Below are 16,030 nucleotides of genomic sequence, written 5' to 3'. Positions count from 1 at the left end.
CTCGGAGTCCGCATTCGCGGACGCACTGTCCTTGCCGATTCGCTCGCGACCTCGCTCACAGCGTCACCGCCTGTTCGCCATGCCAGGTCGTCAGCGCGACCAGGCCGTTTGGGTGCCATTCGCCCGCCACTGTCACCGGGCGGCCGCCGGAGACCGCGAGCAGCGTCCACAGCGAGTCGCGGTCCGTGAGCGGGAATGCGAGGCCGGTGCCGTCGGCTAGCTGCCAGCGCTGCCCGCCGCCGGATGGCACCGGGGTACCGGTGACCACCACGGGCCAGGTGGTGGCCCACGGGTCTTGTTCTAGAGCGGCTGCCCACTGGGCCAGCAGGGCGGCTCCGTCGTCCGCGGGCAGCGCCTGCCCGGCGCGGACCGGATCGCCGTGCCGCGCGCCGATGACCGCGCGCAACGCCGGCTGGCCCGGGTAGTAGTGCAGGTCGGCGGGGATTTCCGTGCCGGGCCGCAGCCGTGCGGTGGCGGGGTCCTGCCAGGTGCCGTTCGGGTCGGCGAACGTGAGGAGCATCGCCCACCGGTTCGTCGCGCGTCCGCGCAGCCAGATGCGGCGGCCGGGCACCGCCGCATCGGTCAGTTCCCTGGTGGCGAGTACCAGCCAGCGATCGGCGACGGCGGGCCGCGCGAGCACCTCCTCCGTGCGGACCGGGTATCCCACCCGGGACCTGACCGTCGCCGCCAGGCCTTCCGGCAGCTCGTCGAGCCGCTCGTGTGCCCGGATGAGCAGGTGCAGCAGGGCGTACTCGGCGAGCAGCCGGCCGGGACCGTCGCCGGCCGTTCCCGCCAGGGCACGCAGCGCGCCGGCGACGCCTGGCGCCTGCGCGTCGACCATGCGAGTGGCCATCAGGTTGGCGGCGCCCGCTCGGCCGCCAGGCGTTCCGCTGCCGGCAAGACCCGCGCGCACCTGGTCGCGCAGCCATTCCCGCAGGTCGGCGAGGCCATCGGTGACCCGCTGTGCGCGTTCCGCGGCGCGACGGGCAGCGGACTCGGCCTTCTGGCCGGCCGCACCCTGGGAGTCGGCGGCGGTGGCGGAGGCAGCCGCATCCGTTCGGGATGGAGGTGTTGTTGTTCGCTCCGCCCGCTCCTGCCGGGATTCCAGCCAGGCACTGGCGTAGCCGGGGGAGTCGGCCTGGTCGGGGACGGCGCCGTCGGACCACAGCAGCAGCAAGCCGAGCGCGTGCTTGCAGGGGAACTTCCGCGACGGGCATGAGCACTTGTACGCCGGGCCTGTCAGGTCCACGATCACCTGGTACGGATTCTTGCCCGAGCCCGCGCACAGCCCCCACACCAGGTCACCCGCCGTGCCGGTGCCGTTCCACGGAACGGGGCGGGCCAGCGTGGCGGCGGCTCGGCGGGATGAGTCGTCGGGGGCGAGCGAGAGCACGCTGTCCGCGCTCCAACGGGCTGACATGGCTCGCAAGGTAGCCGGCCTCGCTGACATTCCACCCGTACCGTGCATCACGGTGGTACCAGGCGGGAAGTCGCTAGGCTTGGCCGCATGGAAGCTGGACGGCTTGGCGTCATGGAGCTCGGGTTTCCCGGGCCGCTGCGCGATCTGCTTGTCGCCGCGGTACTTGACGGCACGAAGACGACTACGACGGGACTGCTCGCCGACTACGAGCGCGAAGGCGAGCCGCTGCCGCGTCCCGGCGACCGTGACGTGGTGATCGACTCCGCCGGCGAGCCGGTCGGCGTCATCGAGACCCTCGCGGTGCGGGTGGTCCGGGTCGGCGACGTCGACCTCGCGCACGCGATCGGCGAAGGCGAGGGATATGAGTCGGTTGCCGAATGGCGGGCCGGGCACGAGGAGTTCTGGCACTCCGCCGAGATGCGAGAGGCCCTCGGCGACCCGGCGTTCACCGTCGACGACGACACCGAGGCGGTGGCCATCGAGTTCCGCCTGCTCCCCGGGGATGGCCTCGACCTGCCTGGGCTGCTCAGCGAGGCACGTCTCGGCAAGCAGCCGCAGGGAGCCGTCGTGACGGTCAGTTCGCCGGCACCGTCCGCGTCGTCCTCAGGGACCTTGCCGTCTTCGCCCGGCTCCGCGCCGTCCGCGCTGATCCCGTCCTCGGTCCGGTCCCTTCCCCTGGCCGTCGCCGCGAAGGGCGCGAGGATCTTCGACGAGGCGGGCCTCGACTACATCGACGCCTCTTCCGGGCCGCTCGCGGTGACGCTCGGTCACGCTCACCCGCGGGTGCTCGCGGCCATCGCCGACCAGTTCAGCGCAGTCGACTACGTGCACCGCACCCAGTTCAGGAACGGCGCGGCCGAGCGTCTGGCCGAGCTGGTGACGGAGCGGCTCGGCGGCGGGCTCGGCCACGTGATGTTCGTGAGCAGCGGGTCAGAGGCGAACGAGATCGCCATGAAGTTCGCGCACCTGTACTGGGCCAGCCAGGGCCGTCACGACAAGCACCGGTTCGTGTCGAGTTCGGTCAGCTATCACGGCAACACCGCCGGCGCGCTCGGCGCGTCGGGTCAGCCCCGCTACGCGGCGCCGTACCGTCCGCTGGTGCACGCGGGTGAGACGATCACCGCGCCGCAGGTCTACCGGCTGCCGGTGCCCGACGGCAGCACCGCGGCGCAGGTGTGCATCGCGCGGCTCCGCGAGGAGTTCGCCCGGCTCGACCTGCGGCGCACCGCGGCCGTGCTGCTCGAGGGCGTGGGCGGTTCCGGCAGCGGCGTGCTGGTTCCGCCGCCCGGCTTTCTCGAGGAGCTGCGCCGGCTCTGCGACGCCAGCGACGTGCTGTGGATCAGCGACGAAGTGATGTCAGGCTTCGGCCGCACCGGCGCCTGGTTCGCCTTCCAGCACTCCGCCGCCGTGCCGGACATCGTCACCTTCGCCAAGGGCGCGGGCGGCGGCAGTCTCCCGCTCGGCGGTGCGGCGCTGTCCGGCAAGGTCTGGAACCAGATCCGCGGCGTCTACCCGGCGATGAGCGCCGGGCACACGTTCACCAATGGCCCCCTGGCCTGCGCGGCGGGCATCGCGACCATCGAGACGCTCGAGGAAGAGCGACTTGTCGAGCGGGTCGCCCGCCGCGGCGCCCAGCTCGGCGAGGAACTGCGCGCGCTGCAAGCGGAGTTCCCGTTCCTCGGCGACGTGCGCGGCGCCGGCTACCTATGGGGCCTGGAGTTCGTGGCCGACCCCGCGACCGCGGCGCCGCCAGACCCCGCACTCGACATCACCGCCAAGGCCATCGCCGCCGCGGCGGCCAGCCGGCTGATCGTCTACCCGGCCCGCTTCTGCGTCGACGGCACCCGTGGCGACGCCATCCTCATCGGCCCCCCGCTGACCGCGACCGACGAGGAGCTGCACGAACTGATCGTCCGCCTGCGCGCCACCCTCACCGCCCTTAGTCCCCTGTTCGCCTAGCTGCCGCGCGCACCGTCCGCCACCGCAGCCCCACGCCACCGGGCTTGGTCTAGCCGGGCGCCTGCCCGGCTAGGCCTGGCGGCGGTACCGGCAACGTGCGGGCGAGTATCGCGTCCACCACCAACGGGTCGTCGTCGGCATCGAGGGCTACCAGGCCGCGGCGCGCGAGCGCGGCGGCGACCGCGGACTTCCCGGCGCAGGAACAGCCGGCGATCTGGACAGCGCTCATCGGCCACGCTAGTTCGTTCCGTCGCCGCCTGGCTGGAACCGCTGGCGGAGTGAGTCCTTGATCTCGCTGAGCCTGGCCGCCGCGGCCGGGGTCCATTCGGCAGGTTGCGAACTGGCGCGCACGGCGTCGTCGATCTCGCTGAGCTTGGCGGCCGACACCGTGCCCGCCCGCTCTATCAGGTCGTCGCGGCTCAGGGTGGTCAGCCAGGTGCACGGGGTGAAGCCGGGCCGCGGGATGGCGAACCGCAGCACGCCCTCACTCGGCAGTCCTTCCTCGGCGCCGACCGCGACCTCGATGCCCAGTCCGGAGATGTCGGTATCCGCCGGGGGGACCACCTGCATCGCAAGGAACCCGGATGGCTCTTCCGCGGACAGCAGCACGACGGGCCGCCGCTCGTCGAACTCGACCCACCAGATCTCGCCTCGCCGCATGCGCCCTCCAAGTCGTCGCCAGCTCTAACGCAAATGGCGCGCGCTAACTGCCCCGGTAGGTGGAATAGGCGAAGGGGGACAGCAGCAGCGGCACGTGGAAGTGAGCCTCGCGCGCCGCGGCGGGGTCACCCGCACTGGGTTCGGCGATCGTGAACGCGATCGTCACCTCGGGGTAGAACGTCGCGACCGCCTGGTCCGCGAAGTACCGGCCGGTACCGAACACCAGCCGGTACATGCCAGGCGGCGTCGGCGCGCCGAACCGGAAGCGGCCGTCGGCGTCGGTGGTGCCCGACTCCACATCGAGCCAGCCGTCACCGGGCCCGGACGCCATCACCGACAGCGTGACGGAGACCCCCGCGGCGGGCCGGCCGGCGCTGGCGTCGAGTACGTGGGTGGACACGGTCATCCGGTCAGGGCGTTCCGCACCCGCAGCACGGTAATCTTGCGCAACTCGGCGGCGGCAACAACCCGTTCGGACTGCTCGTCATTGTTCAGTCGGCGGTGCAGGGCGGCGAGCATCTGATCGCCGCTGAGCCCGGTGGCGCAGATGAGGAACACGTGACCGAACCGTTCTTCGTACGCGGCGTTGCCCGCGGCGAGCGCCGCGCGGGTCTCGTCGGCCACGCCGGACTGCTCGGCCGCCGACTGACCAGACACGCGGGCGCCGATCCGAGGGTGACCCTCCATCGCCTCCCGCACGTCGTCCCAGGTGAGCCTCGCGAAGACGGTGTCGACTTCGGCGGCCGCGGCGTCGGCGGACGGATAGGGCCGGCCGGCGGCCATCGCGGTGGCGAACCGGGCCGAGGCGCAGCATGCCCGCATGAGCGCGAGCGCCTCCTCGGCGGGCGCGGCGTTGAACGCGGCCAGGGTCACGGAGCCTCCCGGATTACCAGGGTAGGGGAGACCCTGCTCGGCACGCGGGTCCAGGCACGCAGAAGCCGCGTGGAAGTTGCTTAACACGGGGATAGTCGTCGTGTAGCTTTCGCTAAACACGCGCGGGCTACGGTAACGCGGACGCTTTGCCTGGGAGGTGCCCGTGCGGGCTGGGGAAGTCCTTGACATGCCGGCGGAACGCGCCGGGCCGCCGGCCACGGCGGACGCTGGCAGCGAGCCGACGGCGGACGCCGACGACGGGCCGGACGGGCATGATCAGCCGGCCGACGACGACGGCCGGAACACGGGACAGCCGCTCCACGAGGTGCTGCTCGCCAGCGTCCCCGCGTCGTTGCTCCACGCGGCCGCCGAACGCCTGCTCGGCCCGCTGCGCGATTACGACACCAGGCACAATGCCGAGCTGATGCCGACGCTGCGGTCGTTCCTCGCCTGCGACGGCTCCTGGGCCGTCTGCGCGGCCCTGATGTACGTGCACGTCAATACCGTGCGGTACCGGATCGGCCGCATCGAGGCGCTGACCGGCCGTGACCTGTCAATGCTGGCGGACCGGGTGGACTTCTTCCTCGCCCTGCGCACGACGTAACAACACAGCCGCGTACATAGTGCACCGCGCGGTGCGCAAATCACGCGCCGCGCGGTGCCGCGTCAGGCAGCGACCCGCCTATGCCTTCGGCAGCGCGTTGGCCGCGACGATCGACGCGTAGACCTCGCCGCTGCGCTTGAGCAGCCGCTCCTGCGTGGCGAAGTCGACGTACACGAGACCGAACCGCTTGGCGTACCCCTCGGCCCACTCGAAGTTGTCGAGCAGCGACCAGGCGAAGTACCCCTTGACCGGCACGCCGTCGGCGATCGCCCCGTGCACCGCGGCCAGGTGACCGCGCAGGTAGGCGATGCGCTCGAGGTCGTTGACCTGCCCGTCCTGGGTGACGTAGTCGTGCCACGACGACCCGTTCTCCGTGATGTACACCGGCAGCGCGCCGGTCACCGGGGCGACGATCCTGGTAAGCAGCTCGCGAATCGAGCCCGGCTCCACCAGCCAGTTCATCGCGGTGATCGGCAGCCCGTCGGGCTGGATGGACACCGTGTCCGGCCCGGTCACGGTCTCGCCGCGGCGCGGCTCGCCGTCCGCGTGGAGCATGCCCACGTAGTGCGGCGCGTAGAAGTTCACGCCGAGGAAGTCCAGCGGCGCGCCGATGATCTCGAAGTCGCCGTCCCTGACGTGCCCGGCCGCCGCGGGGGAGAAGGACGCGTCGCCGTCGAGCAGCTCCGGGTACCTGCCGTGGAAGATCGGGTCCAGGTACACCCCGTTCTGCCGCGCCTCGAGCACGGCGGCGTGGGCCGCGGCCTCCGGGGTGACCGGCCGCTCCACCGTCAGGTTGAGCGTGATGCCGACCGGGGCGGCGGAACTCGCGCGCAGCGCGGACACCGCGTTGCCGTGCGCGAGCAGCAGGTGATGGTTGGCCGCGACGGCCAGCGCGGGGTCCTGGATCCCCGGCGCGTGCCGCCCGTCACGGTAGCCGACGTGCGCGACGACCCACGGCTCGTTCAGGGTGATCCACCGGGACACCCGGTCTCCGAACGCCTCGCCCGCGATCGCGGCGAACTCACCGAACCAGTCGGCGATGTCCCTGTTCGCCCAGCCGCCCGCGTCCTGCAGTGCCTGCGGCAGGTCCCAGTGATAGAGCGTCACCGACGGCTCGATGCCGGCCTCGACCAGCCCGTCGATCACCCGGTTGTAGTAGTCGAGCCCCTTGGCGTTGACCTCGCCGCGCCCGGTCGGCTGGATCCGCGGCCAGGACAGGCTGAGCCGGTACGATCCCACCCCGAGCCGCTTGAGCAGAGCGATATCCTCGCCGTAGCGGTGGAAGCTGTCGCAGGCAACGTCGCCGTTGTCGCCGTGGAAGACCTTCCCTGGAGTGTGGCTGAACGTGTCCCAGATCGACGGCCCCTTCCCCTCGGCGTCCGCGCCCCCTTCGATCTGGTAGGCGGCGGTGGCCGCGCCCCACAGGAACCCGTCAGGGAACCGGAGCTGGTCGTCGGTCGACATAGGGAAGTACCTCCTCGGCATCAAATGCAGCACAGACCGTCTAACTTAACCGTTTCAGTAGCGTATGTCACCCCAAGTCGCTTGTGCCCAGAACGCCGGCCACCTATGGCGGGAGATCGGAGCCCGATGACCGACCGCGAGCCACCTCGCCAGGCACCGTCGCGAGACAGCATGGCAGGCGGGACTCCGTCGGAGCGGGACTGGCTGCGGGTCAACAGCTACCTGCACGCCAACCGGCACGGCCTCGCGGTCCGCGCGGCGACAGCGTACCCGCAGGCCAGCCGTATCGCGGACACCCCCCTGCTCGCCGCGCCCAGGTGGCGGCTGCCCGCGCCGATCCCGCTTGACCGCGTTCGCCTCGAGTTCCGCCCGTCCGCGCCGCCCCCGGAGCTTCCCGATCTGGCGGAACTCGCGCCGCATGCGCTGCCGGGGCGTGCCAACGGGGGCAGGTACCGACGCTACAGCGACGTGATCGCCGCGCTCGCCGCCCCCGCCGTCTTCGAGAACCGGCCCACCTACCGGCTGGTCGACGCCGACCTGGCCAGCGCGGATGATCCCCGGCTCGCCTTCGGGCGCGGCCGTTTCTTCGACGGCGTCGACACCGGCGGCCCCGCCGGGTTCGAGTACGCCGCCGCCGAACTCGGCCTGACCGAAGGCACCGCCTACCGGGCGGCGTTCGCCGATCCCACCGACCTGCGCAGGCGCTCGTCCGCGATGGCCACGAGCGCGCTCACGCTGCGCTACGACCGGGCGGCGGGCACCGCGTCGTTCCCCACCCACTACCGCGACCCGGCCCTGGTCGGCCACGCCGGCGGCATGTACCAGGTCATCCCGGTCGGCATCTTCCAGCCGTCCGGCGAGGCGCCGTGGAACGAGGCCAACGACTTCAGCCTGTGGCGCGGCCTGCTGCGCGAGTACGCCGAGGAACTGCTCGGCGCGGACGAGGACTACGGCAGCGAGGACGCGCCGATCGACTACGCCTCCTGGCCGCTCGCCAAGGCGATGACCGACGGCCTCGCCGACGGCAGCGTCCGCGCCTGGTGCCTGGGGCTTGGCGCCGACCCGCTCACCTTCGCACTCGACCTGCTCGCCGCGGTGGTCATCGACGCGCCGCTGTACGACGAGCTATTCGGTGGCCTGGTGGAGAGCAACGCCGAGGGGCGGGTCATCAGGCCACGGCCCTTCGACCCGCCATCGGTCACCGAACTCCTGTCAGGCGCGCCGCTGCAGGCCGCCGCCGAGGCACTGCTCACCCTGGCCCTCGCGCACCGCGATGCGCTCCTAGCCTGATAACAGCAAGAAGCGCCGCAGCGCAGGCCAGGCGATCCAGGCCGCGCGTAACCGACGCTAAGGCCACCGCCCGCCCTATCAGCGTGCGAACCTAACCAGTGGTGACCGTGAACTTGCCGCCAAGGAAATCGCTGATGACCGCACCGGATTCTCGTCGGATTACGTCGGAAGCCGTCGTCGCCAAGCGGTGGGGAGAGTGTTCAGTAAACGGTGAAACCGCCGTTACAGCCGAAAGTGCGACAGAGCCCTAACATAAATCCAGGTCTTATAAAGGGGCTCGGATATCGTGATATACAGGAAAAGTGCCTGTTGTCGTTCCCGCGGCCACTGCGACCAGTGACGGTACCCGGAAACGGGGGGAACGACAGGGATTTCGGCCGGATATCCAGGGACTGCGGGCGATCGCCGTCGCGATGGTGGTGATCTATCACCTGTACCCGTCGGTGCTGCCCGGCGGCTTCGCCGGGGTGGACGTGTTCTTCGTTATCTCCGGGTACCTGATTACCGGCCAGCTGCGGCGCGGCTACGCGCAGGGAAAGGTCGGCCTGGCCGAGTTCTGGGGACGGCGTGCCAGGCGGCTGATCCCGGCGGCGGCGCTCGTGCTGACCGTGACGTGGATCGCGGCACGCATCATCGAGCCCCCGACCCTGTTCGCCAACACGGCCCAGCAGATCCTGGCAAGCGCGCTGTATTACCAGAACTGGCAGCTCTCGTCGGATGCCGTCAACTACTTCAAGTCCGGCAACGCGGCCACTCCGGTGCAGCACTTCTGGTCGCTCTCGGTCGAGGAGCAGTTCTACATCGTCTGGCCGCTTCTCTTCCTCCTCGCCGCCTTGCTGTCGGCGATGTTCGCGACACGGGGGACGGGTCCGGCGCGGCGCGCCAGGACCCGCGGCGCCGCAGTCGGCGTGCTGACGGCGGCGCTGGTCATCGCGTCGTTGGCCTACTCGATTCACGAGACGAACGCGAACGCACCCGCGGCGTACTTCATGACCGCGACGCGCATGTGGGAACTCGGCGCTGGAGGCATCCTCGCCCTCGCCCCCGCGCGGCTGACCCGCACGCTGGCCCGCCAGGGATGGCTGGGCTGGTCCGGGCTCGCCGTCGTCATCGCGTCGGCGTTCCTGCTCACCGCGTCATCGGCGTTCCCGGGTGCGCTTGCGCTGCTTCCGGTCCTCGGCGCCGTCGCGCTGATCGCGGGCGGATCCGCTGAAGGTCGTGGCGGACCCTCCCGGCTGACGTCCGCGCGGCTCATGGTGTTCATCGGCGGGATCTCCTACTCGCTGTACCTGTGGCACTACCCGCTGATTAACCTGTACACGGACTGGCAGGGCAGGGCCCCCGGCCCGCTGTCGGGTCCCGTTATCCTCGCGGTCACTGTCCTCCTCGCCTGGCTGACGAAGACCTTCGTGGAGGACAAGGTGCGGCTGGCGCCGTTCATCGCGCGCCACCGGTGGCGTTCGCTGGCGATGGCGCTCACCGCGGTCGTGCCGGTCGCCCTGGCAGCCGTCTACATCAGCGGAGAGCCTGCCCCCTGGAACGGGACGCTCGGCCCCCACTACCCGGGCGCGGCGGCGCTCACCGGCGCGGTCACGAACGTGCCCGTCGCGCCCATTCTCAAGCCGCCGGACCCGATCAGTCAGACGCTGGACCAGACGGGAGGCTGCCTGGACGACTTCGGGGCGAGCACGCCCACGGAGTGCGTGTTCGGGGACACCGCCCGCCCCGTGCTCACCGTCGCCCTGGTCGGCGACTCGGCGGCCGGGCAGTGGTTCGACTCCCTCAACGCGATCGCGGTACACAGGCACTGGAAGCTGGTGACCGAACTGCACTCAAGCTGTCCCTGGTCATCGACCCTGGTGCTCAACTGGAACGGCATCGGGGATCTCACTGCCTGCCAGACCTGGGGCGCGGTCGTGCTGCATGGCCTGATCACGACCATCCGGCCAGACGTGGTGATCACCACCGATTACCCGAGCCTGCTCTCCACGCCCGACCATCCCGTTAACGCATCGCAGGCGGCCATGGCCGAGATCGGCGCCGGAATGGCTCAGTACTGGACACGGCTGGAGAATGCCGGGATCTCCGTGACGCCGATTAAGGAGTCACCCGACCTCGACGAGGACGTGCCAACGTGCGTCGAGCAGCATTCAACCGACCTAGCGCAGTGTGACGTGCCGGTGTCCGCGGCAATCCTGCGGGATTCGCCCGTCACCGACGCGGCGAAGCTGATGAACGGCAAGGTCACCGTGGTCAACGCGAATTCGCTTATCTGCGGGCCGAAGGTGTGCGCCCCGGTCGTCGGCAACGTCCTCGTCTTCGGCGACCGCCATCACCTGACCGGCCCCTACTCGAAATCCACGGCGCCGTTCCTGGAACCCCTGCTGCTGAAGGCCAGCAAGACCCTCGCCGCCAAGCTGTGATAACAGCAAGAAGCGCGGTATTACGGCTGATCGGCACGCAATCCGTCGGTCGCCCAGGTGGCGATGTGGGTGCGGTTGGCGAGGCCGAGCTTGCCGAGGATGTGCTGGACGTGGCTCTCGGCGGTGCGCTCGGAGATGTGCATGAGGGCGGCGACCTGCTTGTTGGTCAGGCCCTGGGCGACGTGTGCGGCGACTTCGCGTTCGCGGCGGGTCAGCGGTCCTGGCATGTCACCCCGCAGCGATGCGGCCAGCGCGTGGGCGCGGGCCCGCAAGGGCGCCATGCCCAGCTGCCCTGCGGTGGCCGCGACGGAGGCGGCAAGAGCCGAGGCCTCCTCGACGTCGCCGGGCCGGCGCCTGGAGGCGAGCACCCTGGCCAGTTCGAAGCGGGCGAGGGCGGCAAAGGGCGGCGTGCCGGCCTGGTCGTCGGCGGCGATGCCGAGCCTCAGCTCGCGGACCGCGTCGTCGGGGCGTCCGGCGGCGGCCGCGGCGATGCCGAGGAAGGTCCGTACCGAACCGGAGACCACGATCGCGCCCGCGCCGCCGGTTACGAACAGGTCGGGGTACAGCCGTAGCGTCGCCGCCGCGTGTTCCGCCGTCGCGGACGGACCGAATTCGGCGGTCAGTTCTACGAGCGCGGCTGCCACAGAAAGGAGAGCGGGCACCGGTATGTCGCTGGCGGGGATCGCGGCGTAGTCGCGGCGGGCACGTTCCCGGTCACCGTGCCGCAGCCAGTGGGCCGACAAGAGGGCGCTGACGAACCGCGGCGCGTCGCGGGCGAACACCTCGAGCATCTGGTCCGAGACCAGCTCGTCCCGTCCGGTCAGCCCGGCGATCACGGTCAGCACGATGACCGACACGCCGGGCAGTGCGTCGTGCACCCGGCCCTCGACCAGGGCCAGGCTTTCCTGGGCCGCCGAGGTGGCGGCGTCGAACCGGCCCCGGGCCAGGTCCATCGCCGCCTTGCTGCGCAGGTAGTGCCAGCGGGCCAGCGGCCGCTGCAACCGCCCGGTGAGTGCCAGCATCGGCCCTAGCTCGGCCTCGGCCTCGTCGAGGCGGCCCAGCATGACCAGGGCGTCGAAGCGCCACAGCCGGCCCCACAACATCGTGTCGTCGTCATCGTCCGCCTTGCCGAGCGCGAGCATCCGGCTGCCAAGGCCGAGCCGTTCGGCGACCCCGTCCGGGCCAGAGCGGGCCATCTGCCGTGAGCGCAGGGCCGAGCGCAGCACCTGCCCGTCGTCCAGCCGCTCGGCCATGGCCAGCGCCTCGGCCGACACCCGGCCTGGGTCGACGCCGCCGGCGACGACAGCCTCGCCGGCTTGCAGGGCGAGCAGCCGGGCGCGCAGCGGCGTATCTCCCGGCGGCAGGCCAGCCAGGGCTTCTCCGGCAAGCCGGCCGCCGCGGAATGACCCCCACGGGTCGGAAAGACCCTCGATCGCGAGCGCCACTTCGCCGAGCGCGGCGGAGTCGCCCGCCTCCCGGGCGGCCTCGGCCGCGGCGGTCAGCGCGGCCGAGCCGGCCTGGACGTCGCCGCCGCGCAGGTGCGAGATGCCCTGGCGGCGCAGCAGGCGGGTCCGGTCGGCGGCGGGGAGCCGGGCACCGGTCTCCCGGGCCCGCCGGTACAGCGCCGCGGCACGCTCCCAGGCGAGCTGGCCGAGGGCCTGGTCGGCCGCGCGCTCGGCCCACTGGCAGGCCCGGGCCGGATCGCCGAGCGGCAGCGACTCGAGCCAGTGATACGCGATTTCGGGGGTGCGGGAAGTGGCGTCCGCCCGGCTCTCCAGGCAGGCGGCCAGGCGTGCGTGCGCGGTCAGCCGGGCGGCGGTAGGCAGGTCGAGCCGGGCCGCCTCGCGGATCAGGTCATGACCGAACCGCCACCCGTCCGGGCAGACGACCACGCCGGCGGCCGCCGCCTCGTCCAGATCTGCGAGGACCTGCGCGACCGGCCGCTCGGACACCTCAGCCAGCGTCGCGGGATCAAGCTCGCTGCCCAGCGTGGCAGCCGTGGCGATCAGCTGGCGGCAGGGTCCGCTCAGCCGCGCCAGTCGCGCCCGGAGGGTGTCCAGGACAGCGTCGGGCAGTGCCTGGCCGGCGCTGCCGGCCAGGCGGCCCAGTTCCGCGACGAAGAACGGGTTCCCGCCCGTGCGCCGGCTGACCAGCACGGCCAGTTCCGGCGGCACGGACGTGCCCGTGACGAGGTTGAGCTGCCGCTGGACCTCGGCCTGGGTCAGACCCACCAGCCGGACCCTAGTCAGGCTCGACTCCCGGGCGAGCGCCGGCAGCGCCGACGACAGCGCCGCACGGCCGGTCGTCTCGGTGTCCCGGTAGGTGGCCACGATCATCAGCCGTGACCGCCCGATCTCGCGTGCCAGGTGCACCAGCAGCGCCAGGGAGGCCGCGTCGGCCCACTGCAGGTCATCGAGCACAAGGAGCAGACCCTGGGCCGCAGCGGCTGCGCGCAGGTCATCGGCAAGCGCCTCGAACGCCTCGAACCGCGCCTCCGCCGACCCGCCGTCCCCGGGTCCGCCGTCCCCGGCCCCGCCGGTCAGCAACCCGGGCATGGCCCGGCCCGCCGAGCCTGCGAGCTGCCGGAAGATCCAGTACGGCGGGCTGCCCTCGTCGTCGTTCGCCCGCCCCCAGCCGAGCGGCACGCCGATGGCCTCAGCGTGGCGGCCCAGTTCCTCGGCCAGCCGCGTCTTGCCGATCCCCGGTTCGCCGGTAACCAGCACAAGCTGGCCGCGGCCGCCCCGCGCGTCGTCGAGCCGGGCGCTGAGCAGATCGAGCTCGCGGGCCCGCCCCACGAAGATCCCGCCGACGTCCATACATCGGCATGATAGGTCTAGCTCGCCACCGGGGCACCGCGCGCGTAGACCGCGCGGACTCGCTGCAGCGCCGTCGGGTCGGCCAGCGGGTCGCCGTCGACACCGAGCAGGTCAGCGTCGTAGCCGGGTGCGATGCGGCCCTTGCGGTGCGCCAGGCCGCACGCTCCCGCGGCGACCGAGGTGATCGCGCGGAGCGACTCACTCGGCCCCAGTCCGATGTCGCGCAGCATCGGCGGTGCGCAGGCCAGCACCCCGTGCGGTTTGACCGGGGCGATGCCGGCATCGGTCCCCGCGACCAACGGCGCGCCCAGTTCGTGCAGGCGCCTGACGTTCTGAACGATCTTCGGGAGGCGCGAGACGACCTCGGCTGGCGGTTCCAGGCCCGCAACCGGCACCATGCCGACCGTGGCGCCCACCATGATCCGCTGGTCGGCGACGGCCCGCAGCAGCTCCTCAGGGCTGTCAACGCCCCCGGCCGACCAGAACGTCACGTGCTCCATGCCGTCGACCCCTGCCGCCAGGGCATCGGCGATGGCCGGCGTGCCGTGGGCGTGCGCGGTCACCGGCAGCCCGTGCCGGTGCGCCTCGTCGACAGCCGCCCGCAGCACGCCAGCGTCGAACTGGGCGCACTCCTGCCGGGTTCCCGGCGTCATCGTTCCGCCGCTGGCCATGATCTTGATGACGTCCACGGCGCGCTCGACATGCTCGCGCACCGCCGCCCGCACGCCGGACTCTGTCGGTTCGGCGACCCCGCCCAAGAAGTGGCAGTGCCCGCCCGGGCTAGTGATCGGCGGCCCGGCCGCTACCAAGGTCGGCTGGTCTTCCCGGCCCCGCAACTCCAGCGACAGGTAGCCGCGGTCGCCGAGGTCGCGCACCGTCGTCACTCCGGCCCGCAGCGACGCCCGGCCAGCCTCGGCCATCGCCGTCACGGCCGCGCGTTCGTCACGGCCGGCCAGATTGCCGACTGGGTCCAGGCTGGCGTCGAACGCCAGGTGGACGTGCGTGTCCACCAGCCCTGGCAGCAGCGTCGCCCCGTCGAGGTCCACGAGGCGCGCGCCGTCGGGCACATCGCCGCCGGACTCCACCGACCGGATAACCGCGCCATCCAGGACCACCAGCGGGTTCGCGATCAGCACCGAACCGGTGCCGTCGAACAGCCACGACGCACGGATCGCTGTCAGCCGGCGACGCTCGGAAACAATGAGGCTTGTCATGCTGACAACGGTGGTCGCTCCCGCCCCCCGCCGCATCCGTGGTAGTACGCACCCGAGGTACGCATCGCTGACTGCCGGCGGTCAGGTAGGGGCACCCTGCGCACCGGGGCCACCGCGCGACCAATAAGGTCGAGTCGCGTTACCACTGCGTCTCGTGGTGCCGCTTCGCCAACCGGGGATTATCGCCGACAACGACCCCAGACGAGCAGGAGAAGGTCATCGACCTCATGCTCAGCAACCCGGACATGGTGCCGCAGTACCGGATGCCGGCGCGGCAGTACATGGCTTATGTCGACTGCACGGACTGATCCGCCCGCGGCTGGAGGCCGCTGGGCAGGGCCGGCTAGGCAGGCGGGCGGCCGGTGATGAGCTGGCGGCGGGTCTGCTCGTACAGGCCGTCGAATAGCCGGTCGGTGACGGTCAGGGTGTCGTGGTCCGAGCTGCTGGTCAGGGTGAGGCCGCGGATCAGGACGTCGAGTCCGGCTGCGGCGGGCGCGTCGTAGCGTTCGTCGGCCAGGTCGGCCTCGTGGACGATGTGGCCGATCTCTTCGAGCGCGGGGTCTGCCGTCAGGCCGAACGTTTCCAGCGCTGTTTCAAACGAGCACCGGCCCTCGTGATGTCCCAGTGCGGCGCCGCGCACGTCGAAAGGGGTCGCGCCGGGTGGCACGGCCGCGGGGTCGGCGGGGAAGACGAATTCCGCGCTGGGGTCGACGTAGCGGCGGATCAGCCAGGCGCAGGCGGCCCGGTCGACGTGGATGCCCGGCCGGGTAGCCCAGATCACGCGGGCGTCCCGGCGGTGTCGGCCGCGGCCAGCTGCTCGACTGCGAGCCGGGCGGCCTCCCGCTGCGGGCAGGCGAAAAAGTCGCGGCCCTGGATGCGGTGCAGTTCACGGCGCAGCCGCGTGACGGCCCGGCGCCGGCCGGCGGCATCAGCGCTGCGCAGCGTGGCCGCTTCGGCTGCCAGGGCGTCGTACTCGGCGGCGACCGCCGCCGTCATCCGGCCCGCGACTGCAGACGCGGCCCGGGCGTCGAGCGGGCGGCCCAGCCACACCGTCGCCTCGCCGCCGTGCTCGGTGACTTCTTCGGCAACCCATTCGAGCTGCTCGCGGGTGCGCGGGTCGGCGGGCAGCGCCACCAGCCCGTCGCTGAGCCAGGCCACGCCCAGCCGCTTGAGCTTGCGCCAGACCGCCGAGCGCGGCGTGGACGGCACGCGGGGCAGCCGGTAGGCCAGCAGCACCCAGTCCTCGGCCTGGCTCATGCGCATCACCCCCAGTGAGTGTAGCTGAGATGCGACCGGGGTTGCACTAT

General features: G+C 71.8%; 13 protein-coding genes and 1 pseudogene. 4 read left to right on the top strand and 10 right to left on the bottom strand.

Features of this window, described 5'->3' with window-relative positions; genetic code table 11:
• Positions 1-55: 55 nt before the first annotated feature.
• Positions 56-1,420 carry an SWIM zinc finger family protein gene (locus EAS64_RS14730; RefSeq protein WP_145853442.1) on the bottom strand — a complete coding sequence of 455 codons (1,365 nt, stop codon included), beginning with the start codon at positions 1,418-1,420 and terminating at the stop codon, positions 56-58.
• An 87-nt stretch (positions 1,421-1,507) separates the two neighbouring features.
• On the opposite strand from EAS64_RS14730, the gene EAS64_RS14725 reads away from it, so the two are divergent.
• Positions 1,508-3,379, top strand: coding sequence for an aminotransferase class III-fold pyridoxal phosphate-dependent enzyme (locus EAS64_RS14725; protein WP_145853441.1), 1,872 nt, complete (start codon positions 1,508-1,510; stop codon positions 3,377-3,379).
• Positions 3,380-3,428: 49 nt separating this feature from the next.
• Here the strand turns inward: EAS64_RS14725 and EAS64_RS14720 are convergent, their stop codons facing one another.
• From EAS64_RS14720 to uraD, 4 genes are read right to left on the bottom strand one after another with little or no spacing between them, the layout of a single operon-like run.
• Positions 3,429-3,608, bottom strand: a complete 180-nt coding sequence (locus EAS64_RS14720; protein ID WP_145853440.1) for a hypothetical protein — start codon at positions 3,606-3,608, stop codon at positions 3,429-3,431.
• Positions 3,609-3,616: 8 nt separating this feature from the next.
• Entirely contained in the window at positions 3,617-4,039 is a 423-nt protein-coding gene (locus tag EAS64_RS14715) for a type II toxin-antitoxin system PemK/MazF family toxin (protein ID WP_145853439.1), read from the bottom strand.
• A gap of 43 nt (positions 4,040-4,082) precedes the next feature.
• The gene (uraH, locus tag EAS64_RS14710) at positions 4,083-4,445 is read right to left on the bottom strand and encodes a hydroxyisourate hydrolase (RefSeq protein WP_145853438.1); all 363 of its coding nucleotides are present in this window, start codon (positions 4,443-4,445) and stop codon (positions 4,083-4,085) included.
• Positions 4,442-4,912: a 2-oxo-4-hydroxy-4-carboxy-5-ureidoimidazoline decarboxylase gene (gene uraD / locus EAS64_RS14705; protein ID WP_145853437.1), complete on the bottom strand. Its 471-nt coding sequence runs from the start codon at positions 4,910-4,912 to the stop codon at positions 4,442-4,444. The genes uraH and uraD overlap by 4 nt, the downstream gene beginning before the upstream one ends.
• Before the next feature lie 319 nt (positions 4,913-5,231).
• Between uraD and EAS64_RS14700 the strand changes: the two are divergent.
• Positions 5,232-5,516, top strand: a pseudogene (locus tag EAS64_RS14700) (PucR family transcriptional regulator); the annotation flags it as partial.
• 78 nt (positions 5,517-5,594) lie between these two features.
• Here the strand turns inward: EAS64_RS14700 and EAS64_RS14695 are convergent.
• Positions 5,595-6,980, bottom strand: coding sequence for a GH1 family beta-glucosidase (locus tag EAS64_RS14695; protein WP_222849301.1), 1,386 nt, complete (start codon positions 6,978-6,980; stop codon positions 5,595-5,597).
• A gap of 126 nt (positions 6,981-7,106) precedes the next feature.
• Here EAS64_RS14695 and EAS64_RS14690 point away from each other — a divergent pair, with 126 nt between their 5' ends.
• Complete coding sequence (locus EAS64_RS14690; RefSeq protein ID WP_222849300.1) at positions 7,107-8,270, top strand: hypothetical protein; 1,164 nt, start codon at positions 7,107-7,109, stop codon at positions 8,268-8,270.
• Between the two features lie 302 nt (positions 8,271-8,572).
• Positions 8,573-10,693 (top strand): acyltransferase family protein, encoded by a 2,121-nt coding sequence (locus EAS64_RS14685; RefSeq protein ID WP_281283257.1) that lies wholly within the window; start codon positions 8,573-8,575, stop codon positions 10,691-10,693.
• 20 nt (positions 10,694-10,713) lie between these two features.
• Here EAS64_RS14685 and EAS64_RS46725 read toward each other — a convergent pair whose 3' ends face one another.
• The 4 genes from EAS64_RS46725 to EAS64_RS14665 form a co-directional block, all read right to left on the bottom strand.
• Positions 10,714-13,509, bottom strand: coding sequence for a helix-turn-helix transcriptional regulator (locus EAS64_RS46725; RefSeq protein ID WP_145853434.1), 2,796 nt, complete (start codon positions 13,507-13,509; stop codon positions 10,714-10,716).
• Between the two features lie 17 nt (positions 13,510-13,526).
• Positions 13,527-14,723: a metal-dependent hydrolase family protein gene (locus EAS64_RS14675; protein ID WP_145853433.1), complete on the bottom strand. Its 1,197-nt coding sequence runs from the start codon at positions 14,721-14,723 to the stop codon at positions 13,527-13,529.
• A gap of 343 nt (positions 14,724-15,066) precedes the next feature.
• The gene (locus tag EAS64_RS14670) at positions 15,067-15,504 is read right to left on the bottom strand and encodes a chromate resistance protein ChrB domain-containing protein (RefSeq protein ID WP_145853432.1); all 438 of its coding nucleotides are present in this window, start codon (positions 15,502-15,504) and stop codon (positions 15,067-15,069) included.
• Positions 15,501-15,980 carry a Chromate resistance protein ChrB gene (locus EAS64_RS14665; protein ID WP_145853431.1) on the bottom strand — a complete coding sequence of 160 codons (480 nt, stop codon included), beginning with the start codon at positions 15,978-15,980 and terminating at the stop codon, positions 15,501-15,503. Before EAS64_RS14665 ends, EAS64_RS14670 begins: the two co-directional genes overlap by 4 nt.
• Positions 15,981-16,030 lie beyond the last annotated feature (50 nt).

This window comes from Trebonia kvetii, from assembly GCF_007827045.1.
Classification (GTDB): Bacteria; Actinomycetota; Actinomycetes; order Streptosporangiales; family Streptosporangiaceae; genus Trebonia; species Trebonia kvetii.
The sequence above is the reverse complement of the archived record's forward strand: the minus strand, read 5'-3'. Positions and strand labels throughout refer to the sequence as shown.